The sequence below is a fragment of the Streptomyces sp. NPDC100445 genome (assembly GCF_044759735.1).
Lineage (GTDB): Bacteria > Actinomycetota > Actinomycetes > Streptomycetales > Streptomycetaceae > Streptomyces.
In genome coordinates this window covers 180165-201346 of record NZ_JBIVZV010000005.1, presented here as the reverse complement: position 1 = coordinate 201346, position 21182 = coordinate 180165, and the positions used below count along the sequence as shown (strand labels likewise).

Here is a 21182-nt window from a genome sequence, read left to right as displayed (position 1 = left end):
CGCGACAGCACTGCCCGCCCCCTGACGATCTCGGTTCCCCGGCCTGGGACTCGGCGTGATCGTCGCCCGAGCCTCCCGCGTCACCGACCGCATGCTGCGCGCGGCGGCCGACGCGGTGGCCCACCGGACCGGCGACTCCGACGTGGCCCGCGCCGACGCGCCGGTCCTCCCGCCCATCCGGGACCTGCGCGGCACGTCGCGGGCGGTGGCGGTGGCCGTGGCGACGGCCGCCGTGGAGGAGGGCGTGGCCCGCGCCGTCCTGGACGACGTCGAGGCCGCGGTCCGGGCGGCCCAGTGGGAGCCGGTCTACCCGCCCGTCGAGGCCGTCTGACGGCTCGGGGTACGACGTAATCCCGTTTCCGGATCTCCCGCGTCGCCTCTACGGTGGCGCGGTGACGACTCAGGTGATCGTGCTCAACGGTGGTTCCAGCGCGGGCAAGTCCGCGATCGTCCGGTGCCTCCAGGCCGTCCTGCCGGACCCGTGGCTGGCCCTCGGCACGGACACCCTGGTGGACGTGATGCCGGCGTCCATGCTGACCTCGGACGGCGGCATCGGGTTCGCGCCGGACGGAGAGGTGAGCGTCGGGCCGCAGTTCCGGGCGCTGGAGGCCGCCTGGATCGAGGGGGTCGCCGCGATGGCCCGCGCGGGCGCCCGGATCATCGTCGACGAGGTGTTCCTCGGCGGGGCGGACTCGCAGCGGCGCTGGCGGGACGCCCTCGGTGACCTGCCGGTCCTGTGGGTCGGGGTCCGGTGTGACGCCGTGGTCGCGGCGGCGCGGGAGATCGCCCGCGGCGACCGGACCGTCGGCATGGCCGCGTCCCAGGCCGACCTGGTCCACCGGGGCGTCACCTACGACCTGGAGGTGGACACCGCGAAGACCGAGTCCCTGGACTGCGCCCGGACCATCGCCGCGCACACCACCTGACCACCGGCCCGACCGTCCCCCTCCCTCCCCACCGGACAACCCCGGCCCCGCCGCCCCACGTCCTGCCCACCTCGACCCACGGAATGGCCTCCGGCCCACTCGGCCCACGGAACCGCCTCCGGCCTGCCCAGTCCGCCAGACCACCGCCCGGCCCACCCGTCCCACGAGGTCACCTCCGGCCTACTCGGTCCACCGGATCACCGGCCGGCGTGCCCCTTCCGCCAGGACGCCTCTGGAGCGCCCGACTCGCCCAGCGCACCGGAGACCCGGCCATCTCCGCCGGACGACCGGCGACCACCTCCCGCACCGAGCCAGAACGGCCCGGCAGGCCCACGGGTCACCTCCGGCCCGCTGCACCACCTCCGGCCTGCTCGGTCCGCCAATTCACCTTCGGTCCGCCCCTCCCGCCGAGATCGCCTCTGGCTCGCCTCCTCCCGCACAGACACCGGAGACTGCGCCGTCCCCGCCGGGCGACCGGCGACCGCCCTCCCGCGCCCCGAGCCACGCGGCCCCGCCGGTCCACGGGGCACCCCCGGCCACCTCATCACCTCCTGCCTGCTCGATCCGCCGGATCACCTACTGCCCGCCCCTCCCGTCAGGCCAGGCCCCAAGGCACCGGAGACCCGGCCGTCCTCGCCGGGCGATCGGTGACCGCGCTCCCGTGTCGCCGCCCCCCGCTACGACGGCTCGGGTCTGCTGTCCAGGGCCTCCGCCAGTACCTCTGCCAGGTGGCGGCCCCGGACGCCGGCGAGTTGCTGGAGCTGGGTGCGGCAGGAGAAGCCGTCCGTGAGGACGACCGTGTCCTCGGGCGCGTGCCGGACGGCCGGGAGGAGCTGGTCCTCCGCGCAGGCCTGGGACACCTCGTAGTGGCCTTTCTCGAAGCCGAAGTTGCCCGCGAGTCCGCAGCAGCCACCGCTGAGGTCGCCGGTGAGGCCAGCGGCGGCGCGCAGTCGGCGGTCGGGGCTGTCGCCGAGCACCGCGTGCTGGTGGCAGTGGGTCTGGCCGGCCACCGGGCGGTCGACGGCGGGCGGGGTCCACTCGGGGGCGTGCCGTTCCAGCGCTTCGGCGAAGGTGAGGACCGCCGCGGACAGTCGGGCGGCACGCGGGTCGTCGTGCAGCAGTTCCGGCAAATCCGAGCGCAGGGCCGCGGCGCAGCTGGGTTCGAGGACGACGACCGGCAGCCCGGCGCGGAGCACCGGTTCCATCAGGTCCAGGGTGCGGCGCAGCACCGCGCGCGCACGGTCGAGCTGGCCGGTGGAGACGTAGGTCAGGCCGCAGCACACCCGGGCCCGGCGGGCGGTGAGCAGCGCGGTCGCCGCCCTGGTCCGGCCGTCGCCGACCACCGCCCGCCGGGGTGACAGCGTCGGCGGGAGGGCCACCCGCAGCCCGGCGTCCTCCAGGACGCGGACGGCGGCCCGGCCGACGGACGGGGTCAGGTGCTCGGTGAAGGTGTCCGGCCAGAGGACGACCAGGTCCCCGGTGCCCCGGGCGGGTTTCCGGCGGCGCCACCACGCGGTGAACGTCCGCCCCGCCAGTCGGGGGATGTCCCGTTCCGCCGCGATGCCGCCCAGCCGTTTGCCGAGGGCGGCCAACGGCCGTATCGAGGCGAGCGCGTTGAGGAGGGGGGCCGTGCGGGTGCGGGCGGCCCAGCGCAGCCACTCGGGGAGGCGGCCCATGCTGTGGTGGGCGGCGGGCCGTCGGCGGCCGGCGTAATGGTGGTGGAGGAACTCCGCCTTGTAGGTGGCCATGTCGACGCCGACCGGGCAGTCCGAGCGGCAGCCCTTGCACGACAGGCAGAGGTCGAGGGCGTCACGGACCTCGGTGGACCGCCAGCCGTCGGTGACCACCTCGCCCGCGAGCATCTCGTGCAGCAGGCGGGCCCGGCCGCGGGTGGAGTGCTGCTCCTCGCCGGTGGCCCGGAAGGAGGGGCACATCACGTCGGGTCCGGTCGCGGAGGCCGTTCGGCACTTGGCGACGCCGACGCATCGGCGGACGGCCGCGCGGAAGTCACCGCCGTCGGCCGGGTAGCCGAAGGCCACGTCGACGGGGCGGCGGGGCAGGACGGAGAAGCGGAGGTTGCTGTCGAGCGGGGCGGGGCGGACCAGCATGCCGGGGTTGAGCAGGTCGTCCGGGTCCCAGAGGGCCTTGGCGCGTTCGAAGAGCCGGACCGTCTCCGCGCCGTACACGCGGGGCAGGAGTTCCGCGCGGGCCTGTCCGTCCCCGTGCTCCCCGGACAGCGAGCCGCCGTGCCGGGTCACCAGGTCGGCCAGTTCCTCGGAGAAGTGGCGGAAGCGTCCGACGCCCGCCTCGGTGAGCAGGTCGAAGTCGATGCGGACGTGGATGCAGCCGTCGCCGAAGTGGCCGTACGGCGTGCCGCGCAGCCCGTGGGCGGACAGCAGCGCGCGGAAGTCACGCAGGTAGGCGCCGAGCCGGGCGGGCGGCACCGCGCAGTCCTCCCAGCCGGGCCACGCCTCCGTGCCGTCCGGCATCCGGGTGGCCGTGCCGGCGGCGTCCTCACGGATGCGCCACAGGGTGCGCCGGGCCGCCGCGTCGGTGACGACCAGGGAGTCCACGACGTCGGCGGCGCGGACGATCTCGCGGGCCCGCGCGTCTGCCTGTGCCGCCGTCCCCCCGCCGGTCTCCACGAACAGCCAGGCGCCGCCCGGGGGCAGCCCGGCCCCGGGCGGGACGAGGTCGGCGGCCATGCCCTCCACGGTCAGCGGGCCGAACGGCAGCAGGCCCGCGGCGGCTTCGGCGGCGGCGCTCTCGTCGGCGTACGCAAGGACCGCCAGGGCACGCGCCGGCGGGTCCTCGACCAGGCGGACCACCGCCTCGGTGAGGATGCCGAGGGTGCCCTCGGAGCCGCAGAAGGAGCGGGCGACGTCCGCGCCGCGCTCGGGCAGCAACGCGTCCAGCGCGTAGCCGGAGATGCGGCGGGGCAGGTCGGGGAAGCTTGTGCGCAGCCGGGCCAGTTCACCGTCCACCAGTTCGCGCAGCCCGTCGGGGGCGCCGGCCCAGTCCCGGCCGGGGCGCAGCCGCTGACCGCGCGCGGTGAGCACGGACAGCTCCCGTACGTTGTCCGCGGTCGTGCCCCAGGCGACCGAGTGGGAGCCGCAGGAGTTGTTGGCGATCATCCCGCCGAGCGTGCACCGGCTGTGCGTGGACGGATCGGGTCCGAACCGCAGTCCGTGCGGGGCGGCGGCCTCCTGGAGGCGGTCCAGGACCAGCCCCGGCTGCACGACGGCCGTCCGGCAGCCCGGATCCAGCTCCAGCAGCGCGTTCATGTGGCGGGTGAAGTCCAGCACCACGCCCGTGCCGGTCGCCTGCCCGGCGATCGACGTGCCCCCGCCACGCGCCACCACCGGCACCCCGTGCGCCCGGCAGACCTCCAGCACGGCGCGCACGTCGTCGGCGTCCCGGGGGGCCACCACGCCCAGGGGAACGCGCCGGTAGTTGGAGGCGTCCATGGTCATCAGCGCCCGTGCCCCGGCGTCGAAGCGGACCTCGCCCCGGACGGCCCCGCGCAGCTCACCCGCAAGATCTGTCATGCGTCCAGGATGCATCCGATCACGCACAGTCACCGCCTCTTTTCCACAACCCCACCCGTATCGTCGTACAACCCCACAAGCCCGTGTCCGGTGCGTCTCGTCTCATCCGACGGACACGGCCCTCCCCCGGCCCCGACCACGGGCTAACCTCGTTCCGTGGCCGACATCCAGATTCCCGCTGACATCAAGCCCGCCGACGGACGCTTCGGCGCGGGCCCCTCCAAGGTGCGCACCGAGGCGCTGGACGCCCTCGCCGCCACCGGTACCTCCCTGCTGGGCACCTCTCACCGGCAGGCGCCGGTGAAGAACCTGGTCGGCAAGGTCCGCGAGGGCATCTCCGAGCTGTTCTCCCTCCCCGAGGGCTACGAGGTCGTCCTCGGCAACGGCGGCTCCACCGCCTTCTGGGACATCGCCACCCACGGTCTGATCGAGAACAAGTCGCAGCACCTGACCTTCGGCGAGTTCTCCTCCAAGTTCGCCAAGGCCGCCAAGCTCGCCCCCTGGCTGGCCGAACCCACCGTCGTGTCCGCCGACCCCGGTACCCACCCCGAGGCGCGGGCCGAGGAGGGCGTGGACGTCTACGGCCTCACCCACAACGAGACCTCCACCGGTGTCGCCATGCCGATCCGGCGCGTGGCCGGCGCCGACGAGGGCGCCCTCGTCCTGGTCGACGCCACTTCCGGCGCGGGCGGTCTGCCGGTCGACATCGCCGAGACGGACGTCTACTACTTCGCCCCGCAGAAGTCCTTCGCCTCCGACGGCGGCCTGTGGATCGGTGTCTTCTCCCCGGCCGCGATCGAGCGCGCCGAGCGGGTCCACGCCTCCGGCCGCCACATCCCGGAGTTCTTCAGCCTCCCGACGGCGATCGACAACTCCCGCAAGAACCAGACGTACAACACCCCTGCCCTCGCCACGCTGTTCCTGCTCAACGAGCAGCTGGAGTGGCTCAACGGCCAGGGCGGCCTCGCCTGGTCCACGGCCCGCACCAAGGACTCCTCGACCCGGCTGTACGGCTGGGCGGAGGAGTCCAAGTACGCGAGCCCGTTCGTCACGAACCCGGCCGAGCGCTCGCAGGTCATCGGCACGATCGACTTCTCCGACGACATCGACGCCGCCGCCGTCGCCAAGGTGCTGCGCGCCAACGGCGTCGTGGACACCGAGCCGTACCGCAAGCTGGGCCGCAACCAGCTGCGCGTCGCGATGTTCCCCGCCATCGACCCGGCGGACGTCGAGGCGCTCACGAAGTGCGTCGACTACGTGATCGAGAAGCTGTAACCGTCACCCTGACGACGACGAGGGGCGCCCGGCGTTGGCCGGGCGCCCCTCGTCGTGTCATCCGCCCCGGCGCCCACCGGAGGCGGAGGTGTCACGCGTCCTCGGTGAGGACCTGGAGCGCCTGGAGCAGTGCCAGACGTTGCGCCTCGTCGAGTCGCGCGAAGAGCTCCTGAAGCACGCCGCCCATCACTTGCCGGCCCGCGTCCAGTGTGGCGCGCCCCGTTTCGGTGAGGGTGTGCTCCAGGCGACGCCCGCGGCCCGCGGACCGAGCGATGAGCCCACGAGCGACGAGCCGGCTCGCCAGCGTGCCGAACGCCTGGTCGCTCTGGAACGTCGCCACGGCGAGTTCATGCCCGGAGGCGCCAGGCATCCGGTCGATAGCGCGTAGCGCGTCCCACTGCACAAGGCTGACCCCGATGTCACGCAGGGCCGTGTCGGCGGCGCGGTGATTCCTGTACTGCGCGCGCTTGATCGCCTGCCCGAGGGTTTCCAGGTCCGTCGTCATGGTGCTACGTTATCAACACCGTTATATAAACATATTGAGAAGGAGCCCCGTGAACACCGCCCTCCCCGACGACCTCCCTGCGATTCAAGCCGGCGACCCCGCGTCGCGCACGGCGCTCGTGCTGCACGGCGGCGGCGGTCCGCAGACCGTCGCGCCCGTCGTGGGACATCTCGCAGCCTCCATGCACGCGTTCGCCCCGACCCATCCCGGCTGGGACGGCACGACGCGCCCCGACTCCATCACCTCCGTCGCGGACCTCGCGGCCGGCTACCTCGCACGGCTGCTCGACAAGGGGCAGCATGACGTCGTGCTGGTCGGCTCCTCGATCGGTGGTTGGATCGCCCTGGAGATGGCGGTGCAGGCAGCGCACGACGAGCGGTACGCAGGACTGATCGGGGCCTTGGTCGACATCGACGGCGTCGGCGTGGTCGTCGCCGGTGAGCCGGTCGCGGACTTCTTCGCCCTCGACGCCCGTGGGCTCGCGGAGGCCGCCTGGCACGACCCCGAGCGCGGATACGTGGACCCGGCCCGGTTCACCGATGAGCAGCGCGCGATCCAGCAGGCGAACCGTCACACCATGGCGGTCGTCGCCGGTACGAGCATGAGCGACCCGACGCTGCTCGGACGGCTCGGCGCGGTGAACGTCCCGACGCTCGTGGTGTGGGGCGAAAGCGACCGGATCGTCACACCCGCGTACGGGCGAGCCGTCGCCGACGCGGTCCCCGGTGCCCGGTTCAGCGAGATCCCGGCGGCCGGACACCTCCCGCACCTCGAAGCACCGGACGCGACCTGGGCGGCGATCGACCCGTTCCTGCGCCAGTCGTAGCCCACTCGCTCCGGGGCACGGGGCGTTGCGACCGCGTTCGAGAGCTGCCGACCAGCTCGCCCGGACGGGCCTCGGGCCACAGCAGTCAGGTCGTGGCCAGCCATGCCGGGTACCAGTCTCGGAAGTCCGGTCCCGGTGTCAGGCCGCCCCAGTCAGGATCGTCGAGCCAGACCTGGCCGGCGTTCCTCCCCGTGACGACCAGCCGGTGGAACATGCCGCAACCGCACTCCCCGATGACCAGACCCCCTCCGACCGCGCGATCGAGTGAAACCGCTGCATGTATTTCCCGGTCTCCATTGCGGCGAGTCTGCATGCATTCCTAGTTTCAGCCCCATGCTCGCAACCGAGGCGTTCCGCATCCCCACGCCTTGTCGGCGAACGAACTCGTCACCAATGCCGTGAGCCACTGCCGGTGATCCGAACCGTTCGTGACGCACCCGCCCGCTTCCTGCCCGGCGCCGCGCCAGGTGACGGGGACTCCCCGCCCGGGAACTACGCATCCCCGATCCCTACGTGTGGCGCCGGCGCCGCTGTGGGAGACCACCGACGACGTCGTACGGCCGTACGTCCTCAGACCTTGATACCCCGGCGGACGCGGGCGATCACCTGCTGGGCGTCGGCGCCGAAAACGGCCGACTCGGCGAGGGTGTCCCAGACGCGACGGTAGTGAGTGATCGTTTCGGCATCGTCCAGCCACAATTCGGCGTGCCAGTCCTCCACCACGACCAGACGCTCGTCGAGTACGGAGAACGGGTTGCCCGGCGGGATGCGCAGGGCCGCGTCCATAGGCAGGATGCCGAGGCGCACCGTGTCCATGCCCACCACGCCGGTCAAGCGGTCCAGTTGCGCGACGAGAACCTCCGCCGGACAAACCCGGGCCCACAGAGCGCCCTCCCACATGAGCAAGTTGAGTCGTTTACCGGGTCGGTACAGCCAGTCCTGCCGCTTCATGCGAGCCCTCACGGCCTCTTCCGTGTCCCTCGGGGAGGAACGGAGATCCGTGTAACTGTCGAAGATGCAGCGGGTGTACTCGGCGGTCTGGAGCATGCCGCTGACCGCGTTGTTCTCCCACATGTGCAGAACGCGGGACTCCGCGACGAGCGCGTTCCAGGTTTCCTGCACCGGCCGGTGGCCTGCGGCCAACTGACGCCGCCAAGAGCGGACATGGCTTTCGAAGCCCTTGAGCCGGGCACGGAGTTCACCGAGAGCGGCCGGTTGTCCCACGGCGTCGGTCCATGCTCGTAGGTCGTCGTCCGTGGGGGTCTGCCTGCCGTTCTCCAGCTTGCTGACCTTCGACTGCGGCCATCCCAGCCGCTGACCCAGTTCCGTACCGGTGAGCCGGCCATCAGGGCTTTCGACACGCAGTTCCCTGAGCTTGCGCCCTAGTTCCTCGCGCGCCCTCTGATAGTCCGTGCTCACCGGTACCCGCTCTTGCCCCTATGCGTCGCCGTGCATCTCAGTCATGAACTGCTCCCACCGTACGGCGTGGTGCCAAGCAGCATCCCGCACCATGCAGCAGCGCACCACCTCCGCGGGCTCGGTGATCAGGTCCACGTGCGTGAGCTGATCGTCGTCGTCGAAGCGCAGGAGGGCGATGAGGCGGCTGTCGAACAGCCAGAAGTCCTCGGCGGGCAGCCGGAGCCGGTCCGCGTCGGCGCGCCACATGTTGCGGATGTCTTCACCGAGGCCGACGTTCCACCTCGCACTGTCGAGGAGGTACCGCTGACCGGTGGTGGCGGGTTGGTCCACGATGCGTACCCGCTCGACCCGCTTGCCCTGCGCGGTGTGGGCGCGGATCGTCTCGGTCCACCATCTGTAGAGCGATTCCGGGTCCTCGCTCTCGCCGATCGTGCCGTTCTCGATGAACCGCTTCCACCGGTCACCTGCTTCGTCACTCGCGTACCGGCGACGCGTCTCCAGTCGCCACGCCGTGTGTTCGAACTTCTCGAACAGGGTGTGGAACTCGTCGAGATCGATCGTCCGCACCTGCCGTGTCCGCTCCTTCGGCGCCCAGTCCACCAGGAGATCCCGCGGCACCACCACGGCGACCTCGCCCTCTGAGAGGTGCTGAAGCTGTGCGACGTCCTCCGGGTCGGTGAGTGGAGGACCATGCACGATCACCTCCCCGCTGTCCAGATCCTCGTGAACGGACGGACATCCGGTGACACCGCTCCCCGTCCCGTTGAACCGCAACCTGCGTGCCACGCGCAACCACCCCTCGGTGTCGACGATGTTCGTAGGTCAGCATTCCGGTGCCTCTGTGTGAATGTCCATGCATCCAGAGTGACGGTACGAGAATAATCGCGAATATTCGCCGCGCTGCTCTCCGTCCACCTCCTACGGTCGTCGCCGAAGGCAAGACCCACTGCGGAGCAGGAAGGTGCAGCGATGGTGAACGGAAGTGACCTGTACGCGCTCGACCTCGGCGGAGCCTCGTTCGTGAGGGCGTGCGGGGGAAGCACTCACCCGGACGGTGAGGCCTGCGTGACCCTGGCCCGTATCGGCGAGGACGCCTGGGCCCTCGGTGACAGCAAGCGGCCCGACGCGCAGCCGTTGCGCTTCACCTCGGCCGAGCTGGAGGCCGCCGGCCTCGACCCCGCTCGGTTCGGACTGTCGGTCTGAGCGACCGGCCGGTCCCGCACGGCCGAGCCGCGCCGGGACCGGCCGCCCTCCCCCTACGCACCGAGTGGGATCCCCGTGCACCACCACGCCTACCTCTGGACCGGTCCCAAAACCCGTTTCGACCAGGAGGCCCTGCGACGCCCTCCCCACCCCGAGCCGCCGTCGCCCGGCAGCAGTCCCGAGCTGATCCAGCGGTACCGCACGGCCGCCGCGGAGTTCCCGGCTTCCGAGCTGCCCCCGCTGGAGACGGCGTACTGGCTCGCCAAGCCACATCGACTGGTGCGCGGGACGTGGCAGGACGCGAAGGCGGCGGCAGCCTGGCTGAGTGACCGTCTCACCGAGTACGCACCCCGGTTCGCGTCCGAGTCGCAGCGCGACGGCACGCGTCTGAGCACCCTCGTCATCTCCGCGGCCGAGCGGCTGGAAGCGGGAGGCGACGTCTCGCTCGGTTTCTACCTCGAACGTCCCGCGTACCTCTCGTTGGCGCTGGTGAGCTGCGCCCCGAACCGTCAGCTGCCCACCCTGCCGTGCCCGCTGGGCGTCTGACGGGGAAGGGCGCCCGGTGGCCACCGGGCGCCCTTTGTGCACCGAAGGGTCAGAAGCGGGGGCTTCCGGGGGTGTGGCGGGGTGCGGGGACGATCTGCGGTTTCGCACCGAGGCCCTGACTCCCGGACGCCACGCAGGTGACGTCCCGTGCCGGGAGCCTCCCGGTGCTCAGGTAGGCGTTGACGGTGCGGTCGGCGCAGGAGCGCGGGTCCACGGAGTAGACGCCGTGCCCCTCGCCGCCCTTGACGTACACCATGCGCGATCCCCTCAGGGCGCGGTGCATGCCCAGGCCGCTGGCCAGGGGCGTCTGGGGGTCCCACTGGTTCTGCACGGTGAGCAGGCCGACGTGGTTGCGGACGGCGGTGACGGGCTCGGCCGGCTTGTCCCAGAACGCGCAGGGCGTGATGTTGGAGCCGAAGTCGCCGTAGAGCGGGTACCTGGCCTTGTCCCGGATGGCGTCCCGCCGGTACTGCTCCGGGTCGCGCGGCCAGGCCGCGGTGTCGCCGCAGACCACGGTCCAGAAGGCAGCGTCGCCGTTGTCGGCCGGAGGCTGCGTGGCGGAAGCGGCCGAAGCGACCGAAGCGGTGGAGGCGGTGGAACCCGCGTGGGGCGCGGACCAGCGCGGTTCCTGCTGCCGGCCGGGGAGGAGGGCGTGGTGAAGGGGCGCGTGGCCGTCGGCGGCCTTCTTCAGCTCGACGACCGCCTCAGCCGCGTACTTGGGACTGAAGAACGCACCGCGCAGGCCTGCGCGGATGTCGTCACCGGTGATCTTGTCGCCGCCCTCGTCGATGGGGGTGCGGTCTGCCCGGGCGACCAGGTCCCAGAACGTCTTGCGCACCTGGGCCGGGGTGGTGCCGAGCTTGTAGGTGCGGTGGTGCTGGGCGGTCCACTTCGTCCAGCGCGTGAACGCCGGCTCGCTGCCCTCCGCCCAGATCTGGATCATGCCGCGCCAGACACGTGCCGGGTCGACCGCGCTGTCCAGCACGAAGCGGTCGGTGCGCTCGGGGAACAGCTGCGCGTAGACGGCGCCCAGGTAGGTGCCGTAGGAGTAACCCAGGTAGGAGATCTTCTTCTCGCCGAGGACGGCACGGACGACGTCCATGTCACGGGCGGTGTTGCGGGTGGTGATGTACCGAAGCCTGTCGCCGTTGCCGGCACGGCACTTGTCGGCGACGGTCCGGGCCCACTTGACGTCGTTGCTGAACGTCTCCCGCTTGTAGGGGTGTTGGATGTTCCGCTCCGCCTCCGTGAGACGGCAGGTGACCGGGCTGCTGCGCCCCACGCCCCGCGGATCGAACCCGATGAGGTCGTACTGCTCACGGACCTTCTTGGGCAGCGTGTCCTTCATCATGAGGGGCATGCTCAGGCCCTCGCCACCGGGACCACCGGGGTTGAAGAGGAGCGCGCCGTGCCGCTTGCCCGGGGCGCTGGTCTTCACGCGGGAGACGGCCAGCCCGATCGTCCTGCCGGTCGGGCGGCTGTAGTCGAGCGGAACCTTGATCGTCGCGCACTGGTACGCGGCGGGCTCGGACGCGTCGCATCTGTGCCACGCGGGCTTCTGGTTCTGGTACCTCCCCAACGGTTCCGCCGCGGAGGCCTGTTGCGCCGGCGCGAGAGCGGGAAGCAGTGTGGCCGTGACGCCCACGGCAAGCATGGGCGCCAAGCGTCCTTTCCGCACGATGGCCGTTCCTTTCCGTCAACTTCCGGGACGAGGACAGGATTTCGTGTCGCGGAAGCCATCGGATCCCTCTGCGGAACAGTCTTGCTACTCCTCACGGAGGAGGCGGAAATGGACGTGCGGAGGAGAACCCGAACGGGCTGTTCTCCCTCCGCCCACCGCGTTCAGCGGCGCCGCAGCCGCCGCAGGCCGAACAGGGCCGCCAATCCCGCCACGACGATCACGGCGCCGACCTTGAGGCTCCCACCGCTCCCCTTGTCCTCCGAGGCGCCGGAACCGCGTTGCGCCGACGGTGACTTCCCGTCCGGGCGGGCCGGGGCGTCCTCCGCCCGCACCGCGCTGCCGGCGCCCTCGCTGCCGTACATCAGCTTGGTGCCGTCGACGGAGTACGAGACCGACTCGCCCTGGCCCTGCAACGGCACGTCGAGGCTGCCCTCGCGCTTGATCCGGCCGCCGTCGAAGCCGTAGTACACCCCGCCGAAGTACCCCCGGACGGCGAGCTGCCGGCCGTCCGGGGAGAACGCGGCGTCGGTGGCCCAGAGGTCGACGGGGGCGACGGGCCGAAAGACGTTGGCGCCGGAGGTGGAGAGGGTGGCCGGGCCCTCGTACAGGTGCCCGCCGTCCTGCTTCTTGTCGATGATGTAGACGCGCCCGGTCTTCGGGTGGACGAGCAGCGACTCGGCGTCGCGGGGGCCGTTCGCGTACTTCACGACGTACTGCGTGGCCGTGACCGTCCGGTCCGTCAGCCGTTCCGGCTCGGCGAACTTGTAGATCCACACGTACGGCCACCTGCCGCCGAAGTTGTCGCCGATGTCACCGACGTAGATCTCGTTGTGCGGTCCGATGGAGACGGCCTCGACGTCGCGCGGGGAGCCGATGCCGCGCAGGGTGATCCGGGCGACGGTCCTGCCGGAGGCGCTGTCGACGGCGTAGAGGTACGGACCGTCGTCGCTGTCGTTGTGCGTCCAGTAGATACCGGGGTGCAGGCGGGAGGCGGCGAGCCCGCTGGACTCGGTGATGCGCGGGTCCTTGAGGGTGAACCCCCGGTCACCGGTTCCGTCGGCGGCGGAGGCGGGCAGCGCGCAGGCGCCGGTGAGCAGCACCCCGGCGAGGACGGTGAACGATCGACGCATGCCCCAAGCCTGCCATCACCGCCGGGTGTTCGAGGGACGTGGCCCGCTTCACACGGATCCCGGATCCCACGTGCTCCCGGGATCGTCCATCATGACCGGATGCTTAGGTTCATGCCCGTGGGCGACTCCATGACGATAGGGAGCGCGGGCGAACACACGTGGCGTCACCGGCTGTGGCAGCACCTGTGCAGGTCGTACGGCGGCCCGTTCACCTTCGTCGGTCCGCGCGAGACGCTGTACGACAAGGAGGCCGACGCCCCCACGTCCCTCGCGTACGCCGAGCCCGCCTTCCCGCGCGCCCACCTGGCGGGCTGGGGCGAGGGCTGGCTGCACATGGTCCCGCTGATCGGTGACGCCGTGCGCGCCCACCGCCCCGACGTCCTGCTCGTCTCCCTCGGCCTGATCGACCTCGGCTTCTACACCAACGCCGAGCAGACGGCCGTCAACGTACGGGCGTTCGTCGCCGCGGCCCGCGAGGCCGGTCCGCGCGTCCGCATGGTGCTGCTGCCGGTGATCCCGAACGTCCGGGCCGCGTCCGACCCGCCCTTCGCCGAGCAGGTGGAGCGCTTCAACGTGCTGCTCGCCAAGGCCGTGGCCGACCTGGACGAGCCCCGCTCGCCCCTGCTGCTGGCCTCGCCGCCGGAGGCTTACGACATCCACAGCGACACGTACGACGGCACGCACCCCAACGCGCGCGGCGAGCACCGGATCGCGGCGGCGTTCGCGGGGGCGATGTGGGAGGCGTGGGGCGTCGGGCAGCCGTACGCGGCCGCAACCGGCTGACCGACCCGCCGACCGGCCGACCGGCTTGCGGCGTCACCGGCTCGGGGCCTTGCCTGGAGTGCACTCCAGGTCGTTGGCTGGTGGACCATGAAGTACACACAGCTCGGACGCACGGGACTCAAGGTCAGCCGGCTCGTCCTCGGGACGATGAACTTCGGGCCGCAGACGGACGAAGCCGACAGTCACGCGATCATGGACGCGGCGCTGGACGCGGGCATCAACTTCTTCGACACCGCGAACGTCTACGGGTGGGGCGAGAACAAGGGCCGGACCGAGTCCATCATCGGGAACTGGTTCGCCAAGGGCGGTGACCGGCGCGACAAGGTCGTCATCGCCACCAAGGTGTACGGCAACATGGGGCAGGACGGCGGGTCCGTGTGGCCCAACCAGGACAAGCTCTCCGCGCTGAACATCCGGCGCGCGGTGGACGCCAGCCTGAAGCGGCTGCGGACGGACCACATCGACCTGTACCAGTTCCACCACATCGACCGGAACACCCCGTTCGAGGAGATCTGGCAGGCGATCGACGTCCTCGTCCAGCAGGGCAAGATCCTCTACGCCGGTTCCTCCAACTTCCCCGGCTACAAGATCGCGCAGGCCAACGAGACCGCCGCCCGCCGCGGCGGCACCATCGGCCTGGTCAGCGAACAGTGCCTGTACAACCTGTACGAGCGCCGGGCCGAGATGGAGGTCATCCCGGCCGCGCAGGACTACGGCCTCGGGGTCATCCCCTGGTCGCCGCTGCACGGCGGTCTGCTCGGCGGGGTCCTCAAGAAGGAGGTCCAGGGCGGCCGCCGGGGCTCCGGCCGGGCCTCGGACACCCTCGGCGACCCGGCCGCCCGCGCGCGGATCCAGGCGTACGAGGACCTGCTCGACAAGCACGGCCTGGAGCCGGGCGAGGTCGCCCTGGCCTGGCTGCTGACCCGTCCCGGCGTGACCGGGCCCATCGTCGGCCCGCGCACGGCCGAACAGCTGGCGTCGGCGCTCAGGGCGGTGGAGCTGGAGCTGAACGAGGACGTGCTCTCCGGCCTGGACGAGATCTTCCCGGGCCCGGGCCCGTCCCCGGAGGCCTTCGCCTGGTGACCCACCCCCGCCTCTCGCCTTCCGGCGGTCACGATCCCCACTGGCGGTCACGTCTCCTCGCCGGGAGGGGGCGGGGGCATCCCGGGAAGGTACGGGGTGCTCCTGACGAGGTCGAGTGGCCCGACAGGCGCGGCATGCCTCCTGCCACCCGGGGTGTCCGGTGAAGCGCGCGGCCTGGCAGTGCTGCTCAGGCGGGCGCAGGCCACCCGGCGGCAGGGGTCCCCCGGCACCCGTGCCGGGGCGCCCCGGCCGGGTATATCGGGTTGCCCCAAAGGGCACGCGGCGTCTCCGGCCGGCGCGGGTCCCCTCGACAGGCGTGCGGTGCCCCCGGTCAAGGGGGTGGGTCCACGCGGGCACGGTGCCCGGCTGGGGCGGCGCGTTCGCGTGGGACACACGACGCGCGATGCCCCGGCGGACGCACCCGCCCGGCGGTGCCAGATGCCCCGGCGGTCCGGGGGACCACCGACGGCGCGGGGTGCCCCGGCCGGTACGCGGTGCCCCGGTCAGGGGCGGGCTCACGTGGGCGCGAGGGGCTCAGGGTGCGTGATGACCCGGCGGTCGACGTTCGCAACCGCCCGGCGGTGCGTGATGCCCCGGCGATCCGGGGGACGACCGACGGCGCGGGGCGCCGGCCGGCCCGGTCAGGGGCGCGTTCGCGTGGGACACACGACGCGCGATGCCCCGGCGGACGCACCCGCCCGGCGGTGCCAGATGCCCCGGCGGCAGGGGCAAGCCCGACGGCGCGGGGCACCCCCGGGCGGGTGGGGGGACCCCCGGGAGGATGCGGGGTGCTCATGGCGGCACGCGGTGCCCCGGTCAGGGGCGGGCTCACGTGGGCGCGAGGGGCTCAGGGGTGCGTCTTGACCCGGCGGTCGACATTCGTAGCCACCCGGCGGGGTGCGATGCCCCGAGGGCGGGGGACGCCTGACGGCGGGGGTGCCCCACGCGGGCGGTGGTGCCCCGGGGGGTGCTGGGTGCTCCCGGCGGCACGGAGTGCCCAGGGGCGCGTGATGTCCCGGCGGTCGACGTTCGCAGCTGCCCTACGGTGCCCGATGCACCGGCGGCCCGGGGGACGACCGACGGCGCGGGGTGCTTCCGGCCGGTACGGGCTGCCTCGGTCAGGGGCGGGTTCACGTGGGCGCCGGGTGCGGGGGGGTGCCTGATGTCCCTGCGGTCACGCCCCCTGGCGGTCTCGGGCGCCGGGGACGTCGCGGGAAGGTACACGGGGTCGCGGACAGGCGGGGTGGCGGCGCGCGGGGTGTTACCTCACGGCTGCTGCCAAGGCCACCACCACGAACATCAGCACCAGTACACCGGCCATGATCCGGTTTCGTGTCTTCGGGTCCACGCCGTCGAGCCTAACCGCCCGCGCCGAGTGCCCAGCGGGCGACCGCCTCGTAGCGGGGCTGTTCGCCGGGCACGCCGGACCTCGGCAGGTGGCTGCGGACGAGGGCGAGGTCCGCGACCGTCCAGGCGGGTCCGGCGTACTGCGTCAGCGCGGTGACGAAGGGCCGTACGTCCACCGCCTCCCGGCTGCGGGCCAGGGTGAGATGGCCCTGGTAGCGCCGGTGTTCCCCCATCGACACCCCGGCCTTGCGGGCCGCCGCCTCCGCCCGTCCGGCCAGCAGCCGCAGCGCCTCCACGTCCCCCCGGACGCCCGCCCACAGCGCGCGCCCGTGCCCGAACTGGCCGCCGCCCGCGAGGCGCAGGGCGAACGGTGCCGTACGGCCGGCGGCGCGGGCCAGCCGCTCCGACAGGGCGGGTACGAGGTCGTCGGTGACCTCGCCGTAGAAGGCGAGGGTGAGGTGCCAGCCGGGGCGGGGGGTCCAGCGCAGCCCGTCGGCACCCGGAAGTTCATGCAACCGCGCGGCCTCGGCGGCGAGTTCGTCGATGACGTCCGCTGGGGGCAGTACGGCGGCGAAGAGTCTCATGCCTTCACGATCCCGCATTCCGGCAGGCGGGACGACGCGATGCCGAGCACGATCCGCGAAGCGCGGACCCGACGCCGTACCCCTGATCCTGGGCATGCCGGACAGCTCCGTGGAGTGGCCGGTCTCACAGGGCCGCACCCGGCAGTGGGGCACCGAGCCCCGGTCGGGAGACCCCGGGCCGTGGCCATGGGGCAGGCGGCGCCGGCCCGGAGGGTGCTGTGGACCCCCAGGCGGGCGCCCGCCCGCTCACGCCGCCGTGGCCAGCCGTTCCGGCTCGCGGGGCACGAAGCGGACCCGCGGGTGGCCGTGGTGCCAGCCCACCGACAGGCGCAGGCCGCCGACGCGGGCCAGGACCAGTCCGACGGCACCGGCCGCGACGGCCGACACCACACCGCCGGCCGCGAAGCCGATCCGCGCGCCGTAGGTGTCGGTGATCCAGCCGACGACCGGCGCGCCGAGCGGCGTACCGCCCATGAAGACCATCATGAACAGGGCCATCACCCGGCCGCGCATGGCCGGGTCGGTGGCCATCTGGACGGCCGTGTTGGCGGTGACGTTCACCGTCAGGCCGCAGACGCCGATGGGGATCATGAGCAGCGCGAACAGCCAGTACGTGGTGGCGACCGAGGCCACCGTCTCCAGCGTGCCGAAGGCCAGCGCGGCGGCGATGAGGACGCGCAGCCGGGCCGTGCCGCGCCGGGCGGCCAGCAGGGCGCCGACGAGGGAGCCGACGGCCATCAGGGTGTTGAAGAGGCTGTAGGCGCCGGCACCGGCGTGGAAGACGTCGTCCGCGTAGGCCGACAGCCACACGGGGAAGTTGAAGCCGAAGGTGCCGATGAAGCCGACCAGGACGATCGGCCAGACGAGCTCGGGCCGCTTGGCGACGTAGTCGAGGCCCTCCCGCAGCTGCCCCTTGCCGCGCGGCGCGCGCTGGACCACGTGCAGTTCGCGGGCCCGCATCAGCAGCAGGCCGGCGAGGGGCGCGGCGAAGGACAGGCCGTTGGCGAGGAACGCCCAGCCGGTGCCCACGCCGGTGATCATCAGGCCGGCGACGGCGGGGCCGACGAGCCGGGCGGACTGGAAGTTCGCGGAGTTCAGGCTGACCGCGTTCTGGAGCTGGTCCGGGCCGACCATCTCGGAGACGAAGGACTGGCGGGCCGGGTTGTCGAGCACGGTGGCGAGGCCGACGGCGAAGGCGGCGACGTAGACGTGCCAGACCTGGACGTGCCCGGAGAGGGTCAGCGCGGCCAGCGCGAGACCGGTGACAGCCATCGCGGACTGGGTGGACAGCAGGGTCGGCCGCTTGGGCAGGCGGTCCACGAGGACGCCGCCGTAGAGGCCGAACAGCAGCATCGGCAGGAACTGGAGGGCGGTGGTGATACCGACGGCCGCGGAGGAGCCGGTGAGCGAGAGGACCAGCCAGTCCTGCGCGATGCGCTGCATCCAGGTGCCCGTGTTGGAGACGACCTGACCCATGAAGAAGAGCCGGTAGTTCCGGATCCTCAGGGAGCTGAACATCGACGTCGCGCGGCGGGCTGGGGCAGTAGTGGCGGTCGGTGCGGGGGCGGAAGGTGTTCCGGATCCCGTACTCAAAGGTGTTCGCCTCCTCCGGTGGCTTGCTTACAGATGTGCGAGCTTCTCCAGTACGGGGGCGGCCACACGCAGGGCGGCCCACTCGTCCTCGTCGAGTCCCTCGACCAGGCCCGCCAGGAACGCGTTGCGCTTGCGGCGGCTCTCCTCGAGCATGGCCTCGGCCTGCTCGGTCTGGGTGACGACCTTCTGGCGCCGGTCCTCGGGGTGCGGCTCCAGCCGGACGAGCCCCTTGCCCTCCAGCAGCGCGACGATGCGGGTCATCGACGGCGGCTGGACGTGTTCCTTGCGGGCCAGCTCGCCCGGGGTGGCCGAGCCGCAGCGGGCGAGGGTGCCGAGCACCGACATCTCGGTGGGGCTCAGCGACTCGTCGACCCGCTGGTGCTTGAGGCGACGGGACAGGCGCATCACGGCTGAGCGGAGGGAGTTCACGGCGGCCGAGTCGTCGCCATGGGTGAGGTCCGGCATGTCTTTAGCGTAACTCATTACTCTTTCTAAAGACCACTTGAGGCGGCCGCGTCGCCCGTGACTCCCGCCACTACGCCCACAATCACCCGAACGGGTGAGTCGGTCGCGGAAAACCGCACGCCACCCGGCCGGATGTGGCGACCCTCGTCCGCATGGGGACCAGTGTGCTCAGCCTGCGGATGGACGGGGAGCTGCTCGAGCGGCTCCGGCAGCACGCGGCGAAAAGAGGAATGAGCGTCCAGGACTATGTCGTCCGGACGCTCATTCGCGGTGACTTCGACGAGCGGTTCCGGACCGCCGTCGAGGAGACGGAGAGGTTCTACGGGGTCACGTGAGGCGGGTGCGGATCACGTGGGCGTGCGGGCGCCGGCTCAGGTCAGGCCCAGGGCCGGCATCAGGTAGTAGAAGGTGAAGACGGCCGAGACGACGTACATCGCCACCGGGATCTCCCGGGCCCGCCCGGCGGCCAGCCGCAGCACCGTGAAGGTGATGAAACCCATGCCGATGCCGTTCGTGATCGAGTACGTGAACGGCATCATCAGCATGGTCACGAAGGCCGGGACGGCGATCGTGTAGTCGGCCCAGTCGATCTCCTTGATGGAGTTCGACAGGATCAGGAAGCCGACCGCGACCAGCGCCGGGGTGGCCGCCTGGGACGGCACCATCGTGGCGATCGGGGTGAGGAACAGCGCCACCGCGAACAGACCGCCCGTGACGACGTTCGCCAGGCCCGTGCGGGCGCCCTCGCCGACGCCGGCCGTGGACTCCACGAAGGCGGTGGTGGCCGAGGAGGAGCTGGCACCGCCGGCGGCGACCGCGAGGCCGTCCACGAAGAGCACCTTGTTGATGCCGGGCATGTAGCCCTGGGCGTCGGTCAGCTTGGCCTCGTCGCCGATGCCCATGATCGTGCCCATCGCGTCGAAGAAGCACGACAGCAGGACCGTGAAGACGAAGAGGATGCCGGTCAGCACGCCGACCTTGGAGAACCCGCCGAACAGGCTGACGTGCCCGACCAGACCGAAGTCGGGCGTGGAGACCGGGTTGCCGGGCCACTTCGGGACGGTCAGGCCCCAGGCCGGGACGGTGGCGACCGCGTTGATCACGACCGCCAGGACGGTCATGCCGACGATGGAGATGAGGATGGCGCCCGGCACCTTGCGGACGATCAGCGCGAAGGTGAGCAGCACGCCCAGGATGAAGATCAGCACCGGCCAGCCGGTGAGGTGGCCGCCGGTGCCCAGCTGGAGCGGGACGGTGGTCTGGGCGGCGTCCGGCATCCGGGTGACGAACCCGGAGTCCACCAGGCCGATCAGCATGATGAACAGGCCGATGCCGATCGCGATGGCCTTGCGCAGGCCGAACGGGACGGCGTTCATCACCCGCTCGCGCAGTCCGGTCGCGACCAGCAGCATGACCACGAAACCGGCCAGCACGACCATGCCCATGGCGTCCGGCCAGGACATCCGGGGCGCGAGCTGGAGCGCGACGACGGAGTTCACGCCGAGGCCGGCGGCGAGCGCGATCGGCACGTTGCCGATGACGCCCATCAGCAGCGTGGTGAAAGCGGCCGTCAGCGCGGTGGCGGTCACCAGCTGGCCGTTGTCCAGATGGTGTCCGTACATGTCCTTCGCGCTGCCGAGGATGATCGGGTTCAGCACGATGATGTACGCCATCGCGAAGAAGGTGGCGAGGCCACCGCGGATCTCCCGGGCGACGGAGCTGCCGCGCTCGGAGATGCGGAAGTAGCGGTCGAGGGGGCCGGAACCGGACCCACCGCCCGGCTTCTCGGGGGTGGGGACCTTGGCGGGGGCCGAGGTGGACATGCGCATCCTCATCACCAGCGGGGTTCCCCCGAGCCCAGTTGGAGTTTCATACGAGCGGAAGTGGTCAGAGACAAACGGTTTCAGTATGAAGGTATGAGAGAGAAGATCGCTATCTCCGCGCGTAGAACAGATCGCGTCCGCGCCGCCTCGTAAGCTGTCCCCATGGCCAAGTGGACCCCCCAGCACGACGCGCCGGAGCCCCTGGAGGGGCCCGTGGTCGCCACCATCACCGGCGGCACGATCGTGTGGTTCGTGCTCTTCCTCGTCCAGCTGCCCTTCTACGGCTGGTTCGAGGACCACGGGCACCTGTGGTGGCTGTGGACGTGCCTGGCGGGCGGCGGCCTGGGTCTGATCGGTGTCTGGTACGTGCGCGGGCGGGACGCGGCGCTCAGGCGCGCCGCCGGAGCGCGCGCGGCACCCGCCGAGTGACCACCGCCCCGACGCG

The 21182-nt window shown here is 71.9% G+C and carries 21 protein-coding genes; 10 read left to right on the top strand and 11 right to left on the bottom strand.

What is annotated here, in order from left to right; genetic code table 11:
• Positions 1-43: 43 nt before the first annotated feature.
• Complete coding sequence (locus ACIQVT_RS15030) at positions 44-331, top strand: malic enzyme-like NAD(P)-binding protein (RefSeq protein ID WP_403752983.1); 288 nt, start codon at positions 44-46, stop codon at positions 329-331.
• Positions 332-392: 61 nt separating this feature from the next.
• Positions 393-926 (top strand): chloramphenicol phosphotransferase CPT, encoded by a 534-nt coding sequence (cpt, locus tag ACIQVT_RS15025; RefSeq protein WP_403752280.1) that lies wholly within the window; start codon positions 393-395, stop codon positions 924-926.
• Between the two features lie 677 nt (positions 927-1603).
• Here cpt and ACIQVT_RS15020 read toward each other — a convergent pair.
• Positions 1604-4474, bottom strand: coding sequence for an FAD-binding and (Fe-S)-binding domain-containing protein (locus tag ACIQVT_RS15020; protein WP_403752276.1), 2871 nt, complete (start codon positions 4472-4474; stop codon positions 1604-1606).
• Between the two features lie 156 nt (positions 4475-4630).
• Between ACIQVT_RS15020 and serC the strand changes: the two genes are divergently transcribed.
• Positions 4631-5749, top strand: a complete 1119-nt coding sequence (serC, locus tag ACIQVT_RS15015; protein WP_403752272.1) for a phosphoserine transaminase — start codon at positions 4631-4633, stop codon at positions 5747-5749.
• A 91-nt stretch (positions 5750-5840) separates the two neighbouring features.
• On the opposite strand, the gene ACIQVT_RS15010 is transcribed toward serC, so the two are convergent.
• The gene (locus ACIQVT_RS15010; protein WP_403752269.1) at positions 5841-6254 is read right to left on the bottom strand and encodes a MarR family winged helix-turn-helix transcriptional regulator; all 414 of its coding nucleotides are present in this window, start codon (positions 6252-6254) and stop codon (positions 5841-5843) included.
• A 49-nt stretch (positions 6255-6303) separates the two neighbouring features.
• Here ACIQVT_RS15010 and ACIQVT_RS15005 point away from each other — a divergent pair, with 49 nt between their 5' ends.
• A complete protein-coding gene (locus ACIQVT_RS15005) occupies positions 6304-7080 on the top strand; it encodes an alpha/beta fold hydrolase (protein ID WP_403752266.1) in 777 nt (258 codons plus the stop codon).
• Between the two features lie 85 nt (positions 7081-7165).
• Here ACIQVT_RS15005 and ACIQVT_RS15000 read toward each other — a convergent pair whose 3' ends face one another.
• The 3 genes from ACIQVT_RS15000 to ACIQVT_RS14990 all read right to left on the bottom strand — a co-directional run bounded on the left by ACIQVT_RS15000 (position 7166) and on the right by ACIQVT_RS14990 (position 9285).
• A complete protein-coding gene (locus tag ACIQVT_RS15000; protein ID WP_403752263.1) occupies positions 7166-7294 on the bottom strand; it encodes a hypothetical protein in 129 nt (42 codons plus the stop codon).
• A 356-nt stretch (positions 7295-7650) separates the two neighbouring features.
• Positions 7651-8499 carry a helix-turn-helix domain-containing protein gene (locus tag ACIQVT_RS14995; protein ID WP_403752261.1) on the bottom strand — a complete coding sequence of 283 codons (849 nt, stop codon included), beginning with the start codon at positions 8497-8499 and terminating at the stop codon, positions 7651-7653.
• A gap of 18 nt (positions 8500-8517) precedes the next feature.
• A complete protein-coding gene (locus ACIQVT_RS14990; protein WP_403752258.1) occupies positions 8518-9285 on the bottom strand; it encodes a DUF6879 family protein in 768 nt (255 codons plus the stop codon).
• Between the two features lie 183 nt (positions 9286-9468).
• Between ACIQVT_RS14990 and ACIQVT_RS14985 the strand changes: the two genes are divergently transcribed.
• Both ACIQVT_RS14985 and ACIQVT_RS14980 read left to right on the top strand, forming a co-directional pair.
• Positions 9469-9702 carry a DUF397 domain-containing protein gene (locus ACIQVT_RS14985; RefSeq protein WP_403752255.1) on the top strand — a complete coding sequence of 78 codons (234 nt, stop codon included), beginning with the start codon at positions 9469-9471 and terminating at the stop codon, positions 9700-9702.
• Between the two features lie 75 nt (positions 9703-9777).
• Positions 9778-10248, top strand: a complete 471-nt coding sequence (locus ACIQVT_RS14980; protein ID WP_403752252.1) for a hypothetical protein — start codon at positions 9778-9780, stop codon at positions 10246-10248.
• 49 nt (positions 10249-10297) lie between these two features.
• Here ACIQVT_RS14980 and ACIQVT_RS14975 read toward each other — a convergent pair whose 3' ends face one another.
• On the bottom strand, positions 10298-11902 hold the full coding sequence (locus ACIQVT_RS14975; RefSeq protein WP_403752249.1) for an alpha/beta hydrolase: 1605 nt from the start codon (positions 11900-11902) through the stop codon (positions 10298-10300).
• 188 nt (positions 11903-12090) lie between these two features.
• The gene (locus tag ACIQVT_RS14970; RefSeq protein ID WP_403752247.1) at positions 12091-13059 is read right to left on the bottom strand and encodes a WD40 repeat domain-containing protein; all 969 of its coding nucleotides are present in this window, start codon (positions 13057-13059) and stop codon (positions 12091-12093) included.
• 99 nt (positions 13060-13158) lie between these two features.
• Here ACIQVT_RS14970 and ACIQVT_RS14965 point away from each other — a divergent pair, with 99 nt between their 5' ends.
• Entirely contained in the window at positions 13159-13842 is a 684-nt protein-coding gene (locus tag ACIQVT_RS14965; RefSeq protein WP_403752244.1) for a GDSL-type esterase/lipase family protein, read from the top strand.
• An 87-nt stretch (positions 13843-13929) separates the two neighbouring features.
• Positions 13930-14925, top strand: a complete 996-nt coding sequence (locus tag ACIQVT_RS14960; protein WP_403752241.1) for an aldo/keto reductase — start codon at positions 13930-13932, stop codon at positions 14923-14925.
• Positions 14926-16283: 1358 nt separating this feature from the next.
• On the opposite strand, the gene thpR is transcribed toward ACIQVT_RS14960, so the two are convergent.
• From thpR to ACIQVT_RS14945, 3 genes are all read right to left on the bottom strand, one after another.
• Positions 16284-16856, bottom strand: a complete 573-nt coding sequence (gene thpR, locus ACIQVT_RS14955) for an RNA 2',3'-cyclic phosphodiesterase (RefSeq protein ID WP_403752238.1) — start codon at positions 16854-16856, stop codon at positions 16284-16286.
• 246 nt (positions 16857-17102) lie between these two features.
• Positions 17103-18449: an MFS transporter gene (locus ACIQVT_RS14950; protein ID WP_403752235.1), complete on the bottom strand. Its 1347-nt coding sequence runs from the start codon at positions 18447-18449 to the stop codon at positions 17103-17105.
• Between the two features lie 27 nt (positions 18450-18476).
• The gene (locus ACIQVT_RS14945) at positions 18477-18914 is read right to left on the bottom strand and encodes a MarR family winged helix-turn-helix transcriptional regulator (RefSeq protein WP_403752232.1); all 438 of its coding nucleotides are present in this window, start codon (positions 18912-18914) and stop codon (positions 18477-18479) included.
• Positions 18915-19066: 152 nt separating this feature from the next.
• Here ACIQVT_RS14945 and ACIQVT_RS14940 point away from each other — a divergent pair, with 152 nt between their 5' ends.
• Positions 19067-19249, top strand: coding sequence for a ribbon-helix-helix protein, CopG family (locus ACIQVT_RS14940; RefSeq protein ID WP_403752230.1), 183 nt, complete (start codon positions 19067-19069; stop codon positions 19247-19249).
• A gap of 36 nt (positions 19250-19285) precedes the next feature.
• On the opposite strand, the gene ACIQVT_RS14935 is transcribed toward ACIQVT_RS14940, so the two are convergent.
• The gene (locus ACIQVT_RS14935) at positions 19286-20737 is read right to left on the bottom strand and encodes an NCS2 family permease (RefSeq protein ID WP_403752227.1); all 1452 of its coding nucleotides are present in this window, start codon (positions 20735-20737) and stop codon (positions 19286-19288) included.
• 162 nt (positions 20738-20899) lie between these two features.
• Here ACIQVT_RS14935 and ACIQVT_RS14930 point away from each other — a divergent pair, with 162 nt between their 5' ends.
• On the top strand, positions 20900-21166 hold the full coding sequence (locus ACIQVT_RS14930; protein ID WP_403752224.1) for a DUF2530 domain-containing protein: 267 nt from the start codon (positions 20900-20902) through the stop codon (positions 21164-21166).
• Positions 21167-21182: the final 16 nt, after the last annotated feature.